The organism is Alicyclobacillus sendaiensis NBRC 100866 (assembly GCF_001552675.1).
In the GTDB taxonomy this organism is placed as follows: Bacteria; Bacillota; Bacilli; order Alicyclobacillales; family Alicyclobacillaceae; genus Alicyclobacillus; species Alicyclobacillus sendaiensis.
This window is the reverse complement of sequence record NZ_BCRQ01000035.1, coordinates 1-16,898: the sequence shown is the minus strand read 5'-3', so window position 1 is coordinate 16,898 and position 16,898 is coordinate 1. Positions and strand designations below refer to the sequence as shown.

The following is a 16,898-nucleotide window of genomic DNA, read 5'->3' as shown; positions in this document are numbered from 1 at the left end:
TAAAAAACTATCGCGCATGGGTCAAGGGCGTCACGGCTTCCGACTCGATAAACGCGCGGTGCAGCGCCTGCACGGCCTCCTCGACCAGATCCGCAGGGATGACGCACGACACCTTGATCTCCGAGGTGGTCACCATGTGAATCGGCACCTTCGCGTCGCGAAGCGCCACGAACATCTGCGCCGCCACGCCCGGGTTCGAGATCATCCCCGCGCCGACGATGGACACCTTCGCGAGCGGAGACTCCTTCTCGATTCGCTTGAAGCCAATCTGCGGCTGCAGCTCCGCGACGATCTCTTCCGCCTTGTCGAGATCACTCTCGTGCACCGTGAAGGACACGTCCACCGCCTGGTTGTCCACCACGCTCTGGACAATGACGTCCACGTTCACGCCGCGATCGGCCAGCGCCGAAAAGATGGACGCGAGCGCGTGCTCCTCCACCGGCACGCCGACGACGGCGACGCGCGCGACCTGGCGCTCAAACGCGATGCCGGTAACCACCCGGCGGCCTTCCATCTGTTGTTCCGCCACGACTTCCGTCCCTTCCCCTTCCGTAAAGCTGGAGCGCACGACGAGCTTCACGCCGAAGTGCTTGGCGTTTTCCACCGCGCGCGGATGCAGCACCTGCGCGCCGAGGTTCGCGAGCTCGAGCATCTCGTCGTACGAGATGACGTCGAGCTTCTGCGCGGCTTTCACGACGCGCGGATCCGTCGTGTACACGCCTTCGACGTCAGTGTAGATCTCGCAGAGATCCGCCCCGAGCGCCGCGGCGATGGCCACCGCCGAGGTGTCCGATCCGCCCCGCCCGAGCGTCGTCACCTCGCCGTCGGCAACCCCCTGAAAGCCCGTCACCACCGGCACGACGCCCTGCTCAAGAAGCGAGCTGAGCACCGACGTGTCGATGCTTGCCACCCTGGCGTTGCCGTGCACCGGTTCCGTCGCGATGCGGGCCTGCCAGCCCGTGAGCGACTTGGCCGGCACGCCGAGCGAAATCAGCCGCATGGCCACGAGCGCCGCCGACACCTGCTCGCCGGTCGCGAGGAGCTGATCCATCTCCCGCGGCTCCGGCCTGTCCACGATGGCTCCGGCGAGATCGACGAGTTCGTCCGTGGTGTGGCCCATGGCGGAGACCACCACCACCACGTCGTGCCCCTCGGCCCGGGTGCGGGCGATGCGGTCCGCCACGGCCCGGATCCGCTCGGTCGATCCGACGGACGTGCCGCCATATTTCTGTACGACGAGCACCTTCTCCACTCCTTATCTCCATGATGGCGCCATTTCGTCTATCTTACCTGATCTCGCTGCCGCGGCGGAAGACGGCGCGCGAAGGCCCCGTCAGGCCAAGACATCGGCGCGTCACCCCTGCCCTTCGACGGCCTCCTTCGCGAGCGCGAGCTGCAGGCGCACCGCCGACGGCGCGGTCCCGCCTCGCGACTGCCGCGCCTCCACCACGCGCGCGATGTCGAGCGCCTCGTACGCGTCTTCGCCAATCAAGCTCGATCTCGCCCGCATCTCCTCGAGCGTCAGGCCCGCCAGATTCGTTCCCTTCGCGAGCGCGTCCGCCACCAGCCTGCCCACCACCTCGTGCGCCTCGCGGAACGGCAGGCCCTTGCGCACCAGGTAATCGGCGAGATCGGTCGCGTTCGAGAAATCGCGCGCAAACGCGTGCTGAAGCCGCTCCCGGCGCACCTTCATGGTCTCGATGGTACCGGCCATGAGTTCGAGCGCCGGCACCACCGTGTCGACCGCGTCAAACGCGCCCTCCTTGTCCTCCTGCAGGTCCTTGTTGTACGCGAGCGGCAGGCCCTTGAGGACCGTCAGGAGGCCCATAAGGTGCCCGTACACGCGCCCCGTCTTCCCGCGCACGAGCTCCGGCACGTCCGGATTCTTCTTCTGCGGCATGATGCTCGATCCCGTCGCATACGCGTCCGCAAGCTCAATCCAGCCGAACTCCTCGCTCGACCACAGCACGAGCTCCTCGGCGAGCCGCGACAAGTGCGTCATGATGGTGGCACAGTTGAAGAGCAAGCCGAGGAGATAATCCCGATCCGACACCGCGTCCATCGAATTTTCGTAGAGCCGCGTGAAGCCGAGTTCCTCGGCGACCATCTCCCGGTCGATGGGAAAGGTCGTGCCCGCAAGCGCCGCCGCGCCAAGCGGCATCTGGTCGATCTCGTCCTTCAGCGCCCGCAGTCGCCGCTCGTCCCGCACGAGCATCCACACGTACGCGAGCAGGTGATGGGCCAAGAGCACGGGTTGCGCGCGCTGCAGGTGCGTGAATCCGGGCACAATCACGTCCAGGTGCGCTTCCGCCGCGCGCAAGAGCGCGCGCTCGAGCCGCTTGACGCCCGCCAGAAGCTCGTCCACCGCGTCGCGGGCCCACAGGTGCATGTCGAGCGCCACCTGATCGTTCCGGCTCCGCGCCGTGTGAAGCTTCTTCGCGACGTCGCCAATGCGCTCGGTCAGGAGGCGCTCGACATTCATGTGGACGTCCTCATCCTCGAGCCGAAACGCGAGCTTCCCCGCCTCGTAATCCGCGAGCAGGGACTCGAGGCCGTCGATGATGGCGCGCGCTTCATGCGGCGCGAGGATGCCGGTCTGGCCGAGCATCCTCGCGTGCGCAATCGAACCGCGGATATCGTAGGGAAACAGGCGCTGATCGAACGAGATGGACGCCGTGTATTCGAGCACGAGCTGATTGGTGTCTTCGCTGAAGCGTCCGCCCCAAAGCTTCATGCCTTGGCCTCCACCTCGCCGCCGAGCACGGAATAGGCGTCTTCGCCGAGGTCCGACGGCTTCTCCTCACCCGCGTGCAGAGTGGCGTACACCGTCGTCGGCAGCCCGTACAGGCGGATGAACCCGACCGCGGCGCCGTGATCGAACTTGTCGCCCGTCTCATACGTGGCGAGATCGTGCCGGTAGAGCGAGTAGGGCGACTTGCGACCCGTCGCCTGCGCGTGGCCCTTGTACAGCTTCACGCGCACGTCCCCCGTGACGTACTTCTGGGTCTCGTCGATGAACGCGTCGAAGGCCGCCTTGAGCGGCGAGTACCACAGCCCGTTGTAGATGAGCTTCGCGTACTCGAGCTCGAGGCCCATCTTGTACTGCAGCACTTCCCGCGTCAGCGTGAGATGTTCGAGCTCCTGGTGTGCCATGATGAGCACCTTGCCCGCGGGCGACTCGTACACCTCGCGCGACTTGATGCCCACGAGGCGGTTTTCGACGTGATCGATCCGGCCGACGCCGTGCCGCCCGGCGATCTCGTTCACCCGGTGAATGAGGTCGACGAGCGGGAGCGCCTCGCCGTTCAGGGCCACCGGCTTGCCCGCTTCGAACGAGATGACGATCTCCTCGGGCTCGTCGGGCGCCTTTTCCGGCGATACGGTCCACAGAAATGCGCCCTCCGGCGCCTCCTGCCACGGATCCTCGAGGACGCCGCACTCGATGGCCCGGCCCCACAGGTTCGCGTCGATGCTGAACGGGTTGTCGAGATCGACCGGGATGGGGACGCCGTGCTCCTTGGCATAGCGGATTTCCTCGTCGCGCGTGAAGCCCCACTCGCGCACCGGCGCAATCACCTTCAGATTCGGGTTCAGCGCGTAGATGGACACCTCGAACCGGACCTGGTCGTTGCCCTTGCCGGTGCAGCCGTGCGCCACGGCCACCGCGCCTTCGCGCTCGGCCACCTCCACGAGCAGCTTCGAAATGAGCGGGCGCGACAAGGCGGAGGCGAGCGGGTACTTGCCCTCGTACAGGGCGTTGGCCTTGAGCGCCGGCAGGATGAACGACTCCGCAAACTGCGCCTTCGCGTCAATTTTGTACGATTTTATCGCCCCCACCTGGAGCGCCTTCGCCTGCGTGGCGTCGAGATCTTTGCCTTCGCCGACGTCCACACACATCGCAATCACGTCATAGCCGTAGTGATCCCGAATCCACGGGATGGAGACCGAGGTATCCAATCCACCTGAATACGCGAGCACGAGTTTGTCTGCCATCACATGTCCTCCCCAAACGCGCTGGCGTCCGCCATGGTGGCGGCGAGCACCGCCTTCTGCGCGTGCAGCCGATTTTCTGCCTGATCAAAGATGATGGAGTGTGGCCCGTCAATCACGTCCGGCGACACTTCCTCGCCGCGGTGCGCGGGCAAGCAGTGCATGAACACGTAGTCCGGCTTTGCGAGCGCGCAGAGCTTTTCGTTCACCTGGTAGCCCTCGAAGTGCTTCAGGCGCTCCTCCGCCTCACCCTCGTCGCCCATCGACACCCACGTGTCGGTGTACACCACATCCGCGCCCTCGATGGCCCGCTCCGGATCCGTCGTCACGAGCACCTCCGTCCCCTGCTGGACGGCGTGGAGTTTGGCCTCCTCGACCACCCACTGCATGGGCTGATAGCCGGGCGGCGTCGCCACGCGGATGTTCATGCCGAGCTTCGGCGCGAGCTGCAACCACGAGTGCGCGAGGTTGTTGCCGTCGCCGATGAAGGCCACGGTGACGCCCTCGAGCCGCCCCTTGTGCTCGAGAATGGTCAGCGCATCCGCGAGCAGTTGGCACGGGTGAAATTCGTCCGTCAACCCGTTGATGACCGGGATGTCGGCGTACTTTGCAAACTCCTCGACGTCCTTTTGGCGGAACGTCCGGATCATCACGCCGTCGAGGTAGCGCGACATGACCTGCGCGGTGTCGGAAATCGGCTCGCCGCGGCCGGTCTGCAGCATGTTGCCCGGCAAAAACAGCGCGTGACCACCAAGCTGAAGCATGCCGACTTCGAACGAAATCCGCGTGCGCGTGGACGATTTATCGAAAATCATGCCGAGCGTCTTGCCGGCGAGAAGGGTGTGCGTGAACCGCGACTTTTGCGCTTCTTTCAGCAACTCGGCGAGATGCACGAGATTGCGCAAATCGTCGCCCGACAAGTCGCTGAAGTGAAGCAGGTCCTTGCCTGCCATGACCCGATGGCAGGACCAGAGCGCGTTCTGCAGCCGGACCGACAGATAGTTGGAACCCAGCGGCACGACGGTCGACGATCCGCGTCCAAGGGCGTTCTTCATATCCCACACTGCCACAGCCGAAACTCCTCTCCGCTCTTCTGCGAGCGATGTATTTCTGTGCATCCGTGTACCGTCAAGGAAGCGTCAGTTGATCGTCCTTGCATCATTATACACGAATATGTATAAGTATCAACTCCGGCTGTCGCGCGCTGTTCGAGGAGGCCCGCACCAACGGAACGGCCGTCCCCGCCGGGACGGCCGCCCATTCGTGAAACCCTGATAGAACCCTTTATTCGGTCGCGATGTCCTGGTCCGTGATCTCGTGCACCGGTTCGACCATCAGGAAGTGGAGCGACGGATTGTCGATGAGCTTCTGCAGCCGGCGCGCCTCGTCGTGCTGCCCGTAGCGGCGCAGCTCGAGCTGGTAGGCGCCCAAAAGCTCCACGATGTCGTTCCGGCCCTGAGCGTCGATGACGCGGAGCGCGACCTTCGCGCCCTTGGCGATGCGCCGCCGAAGCGCCTTCTCGTCCAGGCCCATCTCCGGATCATGCCGCAGGTACACGCGTCCGCCGGTCATGCCGGAGCAGATCCACGGGCCGGGATCGCCCAAGACCACCGCGCGCCCGCCGGTCATATACTCGAAGGCAAATCCCTTGATGTTCGCGCGATTGGCGATGTGCGACAGATCTCCGCGCACCGGCGCTTCCAACCCGCCGCCGATGACCACGTCCGCACCCGACAGCCGGATGCAGGCCCTGGCGTCGGCGTTGCCCTGGATGATGAATAGCCCCCGGGCCGCGCCGTACGCCAAGCCCTTGCCGACCGAGCCGCCGCGCCAGACGCCGTCCGCACACTTGCCCTTCAGGACCACAATCTTGCCGCCAAATGCAGCCTTGCCTACGCCATCCTGCGCACCACCCAAGGCCACGGACACCATGCCCTCAGTGTGGTAGGCCGCAAATCCTGCGCCCGCCACGCCCTCGTGGACGATGGGGCCCACCTCGCCCCGGCGCTTCTGCCGGATGCTCTCCCCGGAAAGGCGCGTGCCGAGCGCGCGGGGAACGGCGCGAATCGACTTGACGCTCGATCCGACCGCCGCCACGACGCCGTCCGTGCCCGTCGCAGCCCCGACTGCCGCCACGTCCTGCACGACGTCGCCGTACGCCTCCTCAAACGTGCGGTAGCGGATGTGACAGCCCTGACCGACGTATTCCTCGCGGACCCGAAGCAGCCACGACGTGTCAAGCCGCGCGTCCTCGCGCAGGTTGACCAAGAGATCGCTCCGGCCGACGAGGTCCTGCGTGCGCTTCGCGCCGAGCTTGCGCGTGAGCGCCTCGACGTGCTTGCCCACCTCGGAGAAGAAGCGGACGAGCTGGGAGACGGCGCGATCGAAATCCTGAGGCTCGAACTGCTTCAACCCCTTCGCCTGCGCCTCGGCGAAATCGTGCATCTGCGTCGCAATGCCGACGTGACACGTGTCCTTGTGGCAAGCGCGACACGCCGTACAGCCGATGGCGACCATCGCCATGGTGCCGAAGCCCACCCGGTTGGCGCCGAGCAGGATGGCCTTCATCACGTCGTGCCCCGATTTCATGCCGCCGTCCGCCCAGAGTTCCACGTACTCCCGAAGCCCCGCTTCGCAGAGCGCCTCGTGGGCGAGCTTCACCCCGATTTCCATCGGCAAACCGACGTGGCGAATGGCGTGCGCCCGAGCCGCGCCCGTTCCGCCGTCGAAGCCGGACAGGGTGATGATGTCCGCCCCGGCCTTGGCAATGCCGACGGCGATGGTGCCGATGTTCGGCACAACCGGCACTTTGACCGCAACCTTGGCGAGCGGGTTGATCTCCTTGAGCTCGTAGATGACCTGCGCCAAGTCCTCAATGGAGTAGATGTCGTGGTTGTTGGACGGCGAAATCAAGTCGACACCCTGCGTCGCGTTGCGGGCCGCCGCCACCTGCGCGGTCACCTTGGACCCAGGCAGGTGCCCGCCTTCGCCCGGCTTCGCCCCCTGGCCAATCTTGATCTCGAGCACGTACGCGTTGTTGCACAGGTCCGCGTTGACGCCGAATCGACCCGACGCAATTTGCCTGCCTCGGTTGCGTGGGTACTTCTCGAGCAGGTCCTTGATCTCGCCGCCCTCGCCGTTCAGGCAGACGATGTTCATGCGGTACGCCGCCTCTGCGTACGCGCGGTACGCGGTCTCGTTCTGCGACCCAAACGACATCGAGCTGATGACCATCGGATACGCGTGGCCGTCGATGGTCGTGTCGATCTCGCCCTCCGCCGGTTCGACATCCTCGCGAAAACCGAGGAGATGGCGAATGGAAATTGGATTGTCCGCTTCGAACTGCTGCAGCTTGGCGACGAACTCGTCATACGGCAACTCGCCGTTCGCCACGGACCCTGCAGTCTTCCAGATACGCGGATACAGCTGGAACAGCCTGTTGGGCCGGACGCTCTTCCGATCCTGCGCTTCGTACCACGTGCGCCGAAGCTCCGACATCTCCTCCATCCGCGCAAACGTCAAGCCGGCCGTCTGCGATCCGCAGAAGTTCGGGATGGCAAGGTATTCCGCGACTTCTTCCGCCAAGCCGATGGCGCTGAAGAGGCGCTCATACCCGCGGACTTCGTGAATGCCAAGCGTGGAAATGACCTTTTCGATGCCCTTCGTCAGCGCCTTGTACAGGTTTTCGATGGCGTGCAAACCGCCCTTGTGCGCCGCGTACTCCCACATGTGGTACGGCACCACCGCGTCCGCGCCGAGCCCAAGCGACACCATGATGTCGTGCAGGTTGCGGATGCCGCCGCTGCGCAGGATGAGACTGGTGCGCCGGCGCAGGTGCTCGCCCTTCTCTTTCGCCGCCGGCCGCAAGAGCGCGCGATGGACCGCCGACACCACCAAGAAGGGATCGATGTGCGGCCCGCGGCGGAACTGCAGGCGATCATCCAGCACGATGACATTGGCTCCGGCCTGCACCGCTTCCAGCGCCTCGAGCGAGAAGCGCTCCAGCGCCTCCGCGACGCCTTCGCCGTCGCGGCGGTGGATCAAAATCTCCGCCGTGCCGTTCGGGCTCGTGCGCAACATGGCCAACGCGTCTTCGTAACACACGGTGCCGAACCGGTGCGCCAGGTTCTGAATCTCGTCGTACTCGACGCCGTACGACTCCGGCAGCCCCTCGAGCAGGATCGGCGCCTGAACCTCCACGCGCGGCGCCTCCTGATACAGCCCGTCGAACGACGGCCGGCGCCCGAGGACGGAGCGCGTGCTGAAGTGCTCGATCTCGCGCTCCCGATCGATGGCCGGATTGGTCACCACGGCAACCGTCTCGTGGAGATAGTCCGACAGGAGCGTCGCCTCCTCAGACAGCGCGCCGATGGGGCTGTCAAAGCCGAGCGACTTGATGGGCTCCGCCCCGCTCTGGATCTCCTGATCCATCAGCTTCAGATCATCGTCGCGGAAGCCAAACGCCAGCATCCGGATGTCGAGCGGCTTCGCGTCCCGCTTCGCATGCGCGACGTCCTGACTCACGCCGTAAGGCACAGCGAAGTGAAGATTGCGGTGCTCGCCGCGAAAGTTGAAACGCCGCTTGGCGAGTTCCAGAACCTCAAGCTGCAACTCGTCGTACGCGTAGATCTTGACGCCCGTCTCGCTCCACCGCACGCCGACCTTCTCCCCCGGCGCAAGCGGCTTGGGTTCCGCCGTCCAAATGTCCAGCGGGACGATGCCCTGCTCTGAGGAGAAGTAATACGCCGTCTCTGACTCCAACTGCCACATGGGCCGCAGGCCGAGCGCGTCGACGCTGAACACGGCCTCCTGGCCGTAGCGCATCATGACGCCCGCCGGCCCTTGCGCAAACGGTCCCCAGAGCGACCGGTAATACATGTACAAGTCCGACAATTCTTCCGACATGGACTTGATCTCGTGAATGATGGGCGGAAACAACAGCTCCGCCGCCTCGAACAGCGACCAACCGCGCGTCGCCACGAGCGCGCACAGGGTCCTGTCGACCATCTGCGAATCGCTGAACTCCGGCCTCACCGGCACGCCAATCATCTTCGACTCCGTGTAAAACCGCGCAATGGTGTTGATCTCGCCGTTATGCCCGAGGCAAGAAAACGGCTGCACGCGCGGGAACGAGGTCGTGGTGTTCGTCGAATACCGCGTGTGCGCAATCACGAACGCGGACCGGCACAGCGGGTTTTGCAGATCCTTGTAGAAACGGTAGAGCGTCTCGTCGTTGCCCACCACCTTGTACACGACCTGGTCATGCGACAACGAGGCGACGTGGACGCCCGGCAACTCGTCGATCTCGGCAAACGCCGCAAACACGCGCGCATCGTCCCGCTTCGGCAAGCACCCCGCCATTTGAATGAAGTGAGGCCTGACCTTCTTTCCGAGCGGGCCGAGCACCGACTCATCTACGTGATCCTCGATCACGGCAACAGGCTCCATGCCGTGATGAGCCAATGCGCGCAGAATGGACTCCTGAGACACTTCCTTCTCCAAGAGGAAATGCCCCACCCAAAAGCCCGGTTCGTGGACGAGCCGACCCGATTGTCCCAGGCTCTCGAGCCGCGAAGCCCACAGCGCTCTTGGAATGTCCAAGAGGAGACCGCACCCGTCTCCTTCGTGATTGACGTATCCCGCCCGATGACGCATGGCGCGCAGGGCGTCCAAGCCGTTTCGAACTGTGTCGTACGAGGGTTGTCCTGATTTCTCAATCTGCGAAAAAATTCCGCAGGCATCGTATTCGCGCTGCAGGTCGGTCGTCAACTTCTCCAGTTCCACCTGTGCCACTCCTTTTTTAGCACAATATTTTGACACTCTATCTCTCTGCGCGTCAAGTCTTGATGAACAACGACACACATTCCGGCATTCCGACACGGGCTATGAAACATTATACGACTTCTTGAATAATCATGCCATCCCGTGTTATAACATGAGTGCAACGGGAGAGGAGGAGCCGCGTTGGACATCCGGAAGGCGACCTCAGCGGACGTCGAAGATATGCAACGACTCATTCAGCATTTTGCCGATATGGGATTGATGCTGCCGCGCACCATCAAGTCACTCTGTGAACATCTGCAGTGTTTCACGGTCGCAGTGGAGGATGGGCGCGTCATCGGCGTTGGGGGACTACACGTCCTTTGGACCGATCTCGCTGAAATCCGATCGCTTGCGGTCTCGCCGGAAGCGCACGGCAAAGGCGTCGGCAGTCAGATTGTCAAAGCGCTGTTAAAAGAGGCGGAAGACCTCGGTATCGCGCAGGTGCTCTCGCTGACGTACCAAACGCGCTTTTTTGAGAAGCTGAACTTCCACGTCGTGCGAAAGGAAACGCTGCCGCATAAAGTCTGGAAGGATTGCATCTACTGTAACAAGTTCTATCACTGCGATGAAGTGGCGATGGTGTATTACACGCGTCACTTCCAGCCGCTCAAACAGGCCCAAGAGGCTTGAGGCCCGCGCGTTGCGTACGAACACTATAGCAAATTCACCGCAATTTCGAAAGCGGAACTTGCGCTACGGCGCCACCATTCCAAACCACGCGATACCCATCGCCCGCCAGACCGCATCGGTCTGGCGGCTTTCATCTTTGATCATCCTCGATGAAAAGCGACGACGAACACCGCGAGAAACAGCGCCACCACGCCGACGTTCACCACTAGGCGAGCCCAGACGTGATGCCGCAACACCGATACATCGAACGCCACGATCACGGCGATCATCGCCGCGACGTCGACCAGGCGAAGCCAGAGGACCATGCCCTCATCTCTTCTGTGAGAGCCCAGTCAAGCTCGGCCCATGGCCCCGCAACGCCCGTCAACGGGCGCCGCGCGAGGCCAAGCGCTTCACCATGGCTTCGAACTCCTCCACGTGCTGTTCTTCGATGATGAGCGGCGGGACAATCCGGATGCGCCTAGGCCCACACGCGGTCACGAGAAGGCCGCACTCTGCGGCCCGCTTGCGCCACGTCGAAGCGTCGTCCACGTCAAAGCCCCACATGAGCCCAAGCCCTGTGACGCCGGCGAAGTGGGCTTCGAGCACGCGGCGAAGCGCCTCGCCCACGCGCTCCACGCGCTGAAGAAAGGCAGGCTCGCGCACGACGTCCACCACGTAATTCGCCACCGCCATCGCGAACGGGTTGCCGCCGAAGGTCGAGCCGTGCATGCCGGGCGTGAACGCGTCCGCCACATGCTGTTTGGCCACAATCGCTCCCGTGGGAATTCCGTTGCCAAGCCCCTTCGCCATCGTGATGATGTCCGGCGAAAGGTCGAAGTGCTCAAAGCCAAAGAACCGCCCTGTCCGGCCGACGCCGGTCTGCACCTCGTCGACGATGAGCAGCGCGCCGACTTCCTTGGCGCGCGTGGCCAATCGCTGCAAGAGATCCTTGTCAACCGGCCGCACGCCCGCCTCGCCCTGCACGACCTCCACGATGCACGCCGCCGTCTTGTCATCCAACATCTCGACGGCGCCCTCATACGTCTCCGCCACCTCAAAGCCAGGCACAAGCGGCGTCATGCCCTCGCGATACTTCGGGTTGGACGTCACCGACAAGGAGCCCATCGTGCGCCCGTGAAAACTGTGGGGCAGCGCCACCACGCGTGTCTTTTCCGGATGTCCGTTCACGTACTGATATCGCCTCGCGAGTTTGAGCGCGCCTTCGTTCGCTTCCGTGCCCGTGTTCACGAACATGGCCCGATACGGACCCGTACCGCGATCCGCCAAACGCGTCAACTTCTCCGCGAGTTCGACCTGGCCTTCAATGAGGAACAAGTTCGAAACGTGCAGGAGGGTCCTCGCCTGCCGCTCAATGACCTCCGTCACGCCCGGATGCGCGTGACCAAGGTTGCACACGGCGATGCCCGCCGTAAAATCCAAATACCGCCTTCCCTTGTCGTCGTACACATACACGCCCTCGCCGCGGACAAGGGCGATATCCCGCTTGCCGTAGTTCTGAAACAGAACCTGGTCCGCCAACTGCCCTAGCGCCGTGTTCATGCCGTCACTCCTTCGATATGCGCGGCGAGCCTTGTCCCAGCGGCTCGCCTCTCGTTCGTTCCCATCGCGGCCATCCGCACCGCCTCCTGGTCGCGCCCATCGACCACCCAGACCTCGCGCACCCCATGCCGGACGGCGTGCAGCACCGCGTTCACCTTGGGAACCATGCCCTCGCCGAACGCGCCCTCCCTCAAGAGACGCTCCAACTCCTCCGGCGTCGTGTCGAGCAGGAGGTCGCGAGCTTCAAAATCGCGATAGATGCCTGGCACGTCCGTCAGAAACACGAGCCGCGCCGCGCCGAGCGCGCGGGCGATGTGACTCGCGGCATGGTCCGCGTTGATATTGTAGGGCCGCCCATCGGCGTCGCGCCCAAACGGCGCAATGACCGGCACGCGCCCCGACGAGAGCGCCTGCCGCACCGCATCGACGCGCACGCCTGCTACTTCCCCCGTCCGTTGCCGCCCCACGTCCTTCGCCACGACGATCTCGCCATCCGCAAACGCGGCCACCGGCACGCCGTGCCGGGCCAAGGCTTCCGCAATGTCGCGATTGCACTCGGCGAGCGCGGCCATCACGTGTGGCATCGCTTCCTCCGTCGTGTGGCGCAGTCCCTGGACAAACGGCAGCTCAATGTCCGCGTCCCGAAGCCGCTTGGAGATGCGCGGCCCGCCCCCGTGCACCAACACCACCGGCCATCCTCGCCGCAAGGCGTCCTGCACAGCGCTGGCAACCGCTGTCTCCGCGCTCCCTTCGAGCGATCCCCCGAGCTTGATGACGATCACGCCCATCTCTCCTCACATCCACAGCGGGACGAGATTCAAACCTTCTCGCTCAGGCCAGCCCAACATCAAATTCGCGTTTTGAACGGCCTGGCCCGCCGCACCCTTGCCGAGGTTGTCAATGGCCGAAAACACCTGAAGCAGTCGAGATCGCTCATCCCAGTGCACGGCGAGATGACATTCGTTGGTCCCGTTCACGGCCTTGATGTGCGGCATCTCGCCCTCCGCCAGGAGGCGCACAAACGGCTCGCCCTCGCAAAACGACGTATACCGATCATACACCATCGGGGCCTGGTCGGGCGGAATGGGGACGTAGGCGCAAGCCAAAATCCCTCTCGGAACGGGCAGAAGCTGCGTCGTGAGAAGCACGCGCACCGCGCCCCCGAGCGCCTGTTCAATCTCAGGCGTGTGTTGATGCTTGCCCACGCGATACGGGTAGGCGTCGTTGGCGAGTTCGCCGAGGTGAAGGTGCTCCTTCGGCGCACGCCCAGCGCCCGTCACGCCGGATTTCGCGTCGAACACGATGGGCCCCGTGACGTCGCCGAGCAGATCGCCGAGCGGCAAGACCGCGAGCGCACACGCCGTCGCGTAACAACCGGGGTTGGCAATGAGGGCTGCCTCGCGAATCGACTGGCGGTGACGTTCGGGCAGGCCGTAGCACGCTTCTTCAATGGCCTCGCGCGGCAAGGCCGGCTTCCCGTACCATGCCTCGTACACGTCCGGAGGAAGACGGAGATCCCCGGATAGGTCGATGACCTTGACGCCCCTATCGCGCCCAGATTGAAAAATCTCCCACGCCACCCTGCCCGACTCCCCCGAGGGCAGGGCGACAAAGACGAGATCGCACGCGTCCGCGGCCTTTCGCACGTCAAGAGGTTCCACCGGCGGCAGCGCGTCCGCCAGCGGGTGCAAATGGGGCAGATGCGCTTCGAGCGGCCCCGTGCGCGCGCCCGATCCGGCCAAATACACCAAGGTCATCCGCGGGTGCCCCGCAACGAGCCGCACCAGTTCCATGCCCGCATAGCCCGTGGGCCCCACGATCCCGACCCGCACGTTCGCCATGAATAAACATCCTCCATTCTGTATTGATATTCAGTATAGCGAATGGAGAATTCAGAGGGCAACTTCCGTTCCTTGCTAAATGCGCCCAGATCGCGGGCTCTGTGCGAATGCCCGTATCGCCGGGCCGCTGTCCCATCATTTCATGCAGTAACTTCGCAAGGAGGGATGTTCGCATGGGTGCATTTGGCGGCTACACCCGATGGGCTGTCGTGTTCCTGGTGATTTTCGTGCTGTTCTTTCTCCTGGTGCCGGCTGGTGCCGGTGTGTACCACGCAGCCCCCACGCCTGCGCCGGTCGCGACCGTGGCGTACACCGAGTATGACGAGATCATCGAGACGGGGCCCATGTACGGCTACGCTCCCCATCACCCCATGGCGCACGGCACGGTCACACACGAGGAGTACCATGAGCCCCACAGCACTGACGAATCGAGCAGCCTTTGAGCCGAGCGCCGAGGCAACGCCCATGGAAACGACGCAGTCCCTGTCGAAACGCCACCGCGCCGTCCAGCGAGGGTCGCTGGACGGCTTGCATTCTCCTCGCCACCCTGCTATGATACATATCGTCGCTTGCGTCCGTAGCTCAGTGGATAGAGCGCTGGCCTCCGGAGCCATAGGTCGGGGGTTCGAATCCCTCCGGACGCGCCACACACGAAGGGCTGTCCCGAGCGGTGCAACCACACCTCGGGGCAGCCCTTTCCGCATCCATAAAAGCGTGCGAGACGCGAGCGGGCGGCGCGAGACGCTCCCCGCCTCGCGCCGCCCGCAGCCCCGATGGGCCCCACCGCGCCGACCTCACTTCATCGACATGGTCTTTGCGCGCGATCCCGTCAGAACGTCGAGGATGGCCCCCGCCTTGAAGTGGCACTCGTCCCACTCCCGTTCCGGCACGGAGTCGTACACGACGCCCGCACCCACCTGGACGTACTGCACATCCCCGATGGCGACGACGCTCCGAATGAAGATGGCCGTGTTGGCATTGGCCCACGCGTCGACCATCCCGATGAATCCTCCGTACGGCCCGCGCCGATACGGCTCGAGCTCGTCGATGATCTCCATGGCTCGAATCTTGGGTGCCCCCGACAGGGTCCCATTGGGGAAGGTGGTCAGGAGCGCGTGGAACACGCTGACGTCGTCGCGGAGTTCGGCGGTGACCCGAGACACCAGGTGATAGAGGTGGGAGTACCGTTCCACCACCATCAGCTCAGGCACCGCCACGGTGCCCGGCTTCGCGACGCGGCCGAGATCGTTTCGACACAGATCCACGAGCATCACGTGCTCCGCGTTCTCCTTGGCGTCCTGCTTCAGTTCCGCCACCAGGCGAGCGTCCTCTTCTTCGGATTGCCCGCGCCCGCGCGTCGTCCCGGCGATGGGCTTCATCTCGGCCCGGCCCCGGAGCGCCCGGAACTGCACCTCGGGGCTCGCGCCGTACAGAACCATGCCGGGATACTCCACGACAAACATGTATGGGGACGGGTTCAGCCGCCGCAGGCGATCGTACGCGGCAAGCGGCGGCAGGCCGCCGCGCACCTGCATGCGGGTCGACGGAACCACTTGAAAAATGTCGCCCGCCCGAATGTATTCGACAGCGATCTCGACATTCCGGCAGTAGAGCTCCTTCGAGACGTCGTAGGTGATGACGGGATCGCCCGCGTCCATCTCGGCTATCTCGGCGAGAAAAGCTGGCGCCGCCACTCCTTCGCGACAAACCGCGGCGATGCGGCGCTCCATCTGGCCGAGTTCCTCTGCGAGTTTCGGGTCGTCCCTCAGAACCGGCGCGTCATCCTGGCGAAACACCGTGACCGTGCTCCCCGACAGTTGGGCGACGGCTGCGTGCCAGAGCAGTCGGATCTCGGGAAGGTGCCGATCGTCCTCGGCCGTCATGGGCACGCGCTCGAGATATCGGATGGCATCGTATGCCACATACCCAAGAAAGCCTGCGCTGAACGGCTCTCCGTCGGGGCCACACAAGAGCTCGCAGAGCGCCGACCGAATCTGGTCGAGGAGCGCCATCGGGTCCTGCGCCTGAACGTGCACGACGGCCCCGCCGACCACGCTCTCCCAGGGATACGGCGCGTGCGACACCTCGACACCCGTGGATCGCGCGATAGGAAACACGTGGGCGGCGAGCTTGGGGTGGGCGAACACGCTCACGACGTGATCGCACACCTGCACTTCGACGAGCGGCCCCATGCCGATGAGGCTCATCTGATAGTCGCTCGGAATGTCTTCCCGCCCGGCCTCCAGCAGAAACACGCGCCCGGGGCCCACGTCATCGCGGAGCGCGAGGTAGAGATAAAACGGGTCCACGCCCGCCTCCGCGGAAAATTTGGCTGTTTTCATCCTCAAATCCCCTCCGTCTTGCGATCACGCCACGTCCGCCAAGAAGTTGCGGATCATGGTCTTCCCGTGGTCCGTCAGGATGCTCTCCGGGTGAAACTGGACGCCCACGGCGCCCGTCGGCCGGTGGCGCATGGCCATGATGTAACCATCCGCCTCCGCGGTGACGTCGAACGCGTCCGGAAGCGAATCCCAATCCACAACCAGGGAGTGATATCTCGTGGCCCGAAAAGGAGAGGGGATGTCGCGAAACAAGGGGTCTTTGCCGTTGTGGAGAATCATCGAGGTTTTGCCGTGAACCGGTTCACGCGCGCGGACGACCTTGCCTCCGTACGCGTACCCAAGGGACTGATGGCCCAGGCACACGCCCAACAGAGGGACGCGCCCCGCGAAATATCGAATGGCATCCACCGAAACACCGGCTTCGCGCGGGGAGCACGGGCCGGGCGACACCAAAACGCCCGCGGGCCGCAACGCCTTCAACTCGTCCAGGGACACGTCGTTGCGCCGCACGACGACATCAGCGCCTAATTCCAAACAATATTGAACGAGGTTGTAAGTGAACGAATCGAAGTTGTCGATCATCAGCAGCATGGCTATCCTCCGCTCCCCTCATCTCGACGGGCCTTTCGGCCCCCTCCGCTCGGCTGTTCTCCCCTTAGCGGCCGCGATACGTTTACAATACGCCGGCCCCCGGCGCGCGTCAAGGCAGAGGAACCCGCCCGTCCGTGTC

At 64.2% G+C, this 16,898-nt stretch carries 13 protein-coding genes and 1 tRNA gene; 3 read left to right on the top strand and 11 right to left on the bottom strand.

The window, feature by feature from the left end; genetic code table 11:
- Nucleotides 1–7: 7 nt before the first annotated feature.
- From AS26_RS08360 to AS26_RS08340, 5 genes are all read right to left on the bottom strand, one after another.
- A complete protein-coding gene (locus AS26_RS08360; RefSeq protein ID WP_062308408.1) occupies nucleotides 8–1,243 on the bottom strand; it encodes an aspartate kinase in 1,236 nt (411 codons plus the stop codon).
- A gap of 111 nt (nucleotides 1,244–1,354) precedes the next feature.
- Entirely contained in the window at nucleotides 1,355–2,734 is a 1,380-nt protein-coding gene (argH, locus tag AS26_RS08355; RefSeq protein WP_062308377.1) for an argininosuccinate lyase, read from the bottom strand.
- Entirely contained in the window at nucleotides 2,731–3,993 is a 1,263-nt protein-coding gene (locus AS26_RS08350; protein ID WP_062308374.1) for an argininosuccinate synthase, read from the bottom strand. Before AS26_RS08350 ends, argH begins: the two co-directional genes overlap by 4 nt.
- Nucleotides 3,993–5,060 carry an ornithine carbamoyltransferase gene (gene argF, locus AS26_RS08345; RefSeq protein ID WP_062308372.1) on the bottom strand — a complete coding sequence of 356 codons (1,068 nt, stop codon included), beginning with the start codon at nucleotides 5,058–5,060 and terminating at the stop codon, nucleotides 3,993–3,995. Before argF ends, AS26_RS08350 begins: the two co-directional genes overlap by 1 nt.
- A gap of 214 nt (nucleotides 5,061–5,274) precedes the next feature.
- A complete protein-coding gene (locus tag AS26_RS08340; RefSeq protein ID WP_062308370.1) occupies nucleotides 5,275–9,774 on the bottom strand; it encodes a glutamate synthase-related protein in 4,500 nt (1,499 codons plus the stop codon).
- Nucleotides 9,775–9,954: 180 nt separating this feature from the next.
- On the opposite strand from AS26_RS08340, the gene AS26_RS08335 reads away from it, so the two are divergent.
- Nucleotides 9,955–10,443, top strand: coding sequence for an N-acetyltransferase (locus tag AS26_RS08335; protein WP_062308367.1), 489 nt, complete (start codon nucleotides 9,955–9,957; stop codon nucleotides 10,441–10,443).
- Between the two features lie 140 nt (nucleotides 10,444–10,583).
- Here the strand turns inward: AS26_RS08335 and AS26_RS14215 are convergent, their stop codons facing one another.
- From AS26_RS14215 to argC, 4 genes are read right to left on the bottom strand one after another with little or no spacing between them, the layout of a single operon-like run.
- Nucleotides 10,584–10,748, bottom strand: coding sequence for a hypothetical protein (locus AS26_RS14215; protein ID WP_157068465.1), 165 nt, complete (start codon nucleotides 10,746–10,748; stop codon nucleotides 10,584–10,586).
- A gap of 58 nt (nucleotides 10,749–10,806) precedes the next feature.
- Nucleotides 10,807–11,985 carry an aspartate aminotransferase family protein gene (locus tag AS26_RS08330; RefSeq protein WP_062308364.1) on the bottom strand — a complete coding sequence of 393 codons (1,179 nt, stop codon included), beginning with the start codon at nucleotides 11,983–11,985 and terminating at the stop codon, nucleotides 10,807–10,809.
- Nucleotides 11,982–12,773 carry an acetylglutamate kinase gene (argB, locus tag AS26_RS08325; RefSeq protein ID WP_062308361.1) on the bottom strand — a complete coding sequence of 264 codons (792 nt, stop codon included), beginning with the start codon at nucleotides 12,771–12,773 and terminating at the stop codon, nucleotides 11,982–11,984. Before argB ends, AS26_RS08330 begins: the two co-directional genes overlap by 4 nt.
- 6 nt (nucleotides 12,774–12,779) lie before the next feature.
- Entirely contained in the window at nucleotides 12,780–13,826 is a 1,047-nt protein-coding gene (gene argC / locus AS26_RS08320) for an N-acetyl-gamma-glutamyl-phosphate reductase (RefSeq protein ID WP_062308357.1), read from the bottom strand.
- A gap of 173 nt (nucleotides 13,827–13,999) precedes the next feature.
- On the opposite strand from argC, the gene AS26_RS08315 reads away from it, so the two are divergent.
- Nucleotides 14,000–14,269 (top strand): hypothetical protein, encoded by a 270-nt coding sequence (locus AS26_RS08315; RefSeq protein WP_062308354.1) that lies wholly within the window; start codon nucleotides 14,000–14,002, stop codon nucleotides 14,267–14,269.
- A 128-nt stretch (nucleotides 14,270–14,397) separates the two neighbouring features.
- A tRNA-Arg gene (locus tag AS26_RS08310) sits at nucleotides 14,398–14,473 on the top strand.
- A gap of 147 nt (nucleotides 14,474–14,620) precedes the next feature.
- Here AS26_RS08310 and AS26_RS08305 read toward each other — a convergent pair.
- Together AS26_RS08305 and AS26_RS08300 are read right to left on the bottom strand one after the other, a co-directional pair.
- On the bottom strand, nucleotides 14,621–16,168 hold the full coding sequence (locus AS26_RS08305) for an anthranilate synthase component I family protein (RefSeq protein ID WP_062308352.1): 1,548 nt from the start codon (nucleotides 16,166–16,168) through the stop codon (nucleotides 14,621–14,623).
- 24 nt (nucleotides 16,169–16,192) lie between these two features.
- Entirely contained in the window at nucleotides 16,193–16,759 is a 567-nt protein-coding gene (locus AS26_RS08300; RefSeq protein WP_062308350.1) for an anthranilate synthase component II, read from the bottom strand.
- Nucleotides 16,760–16,898: the final 139 nt, after the last annotated feature.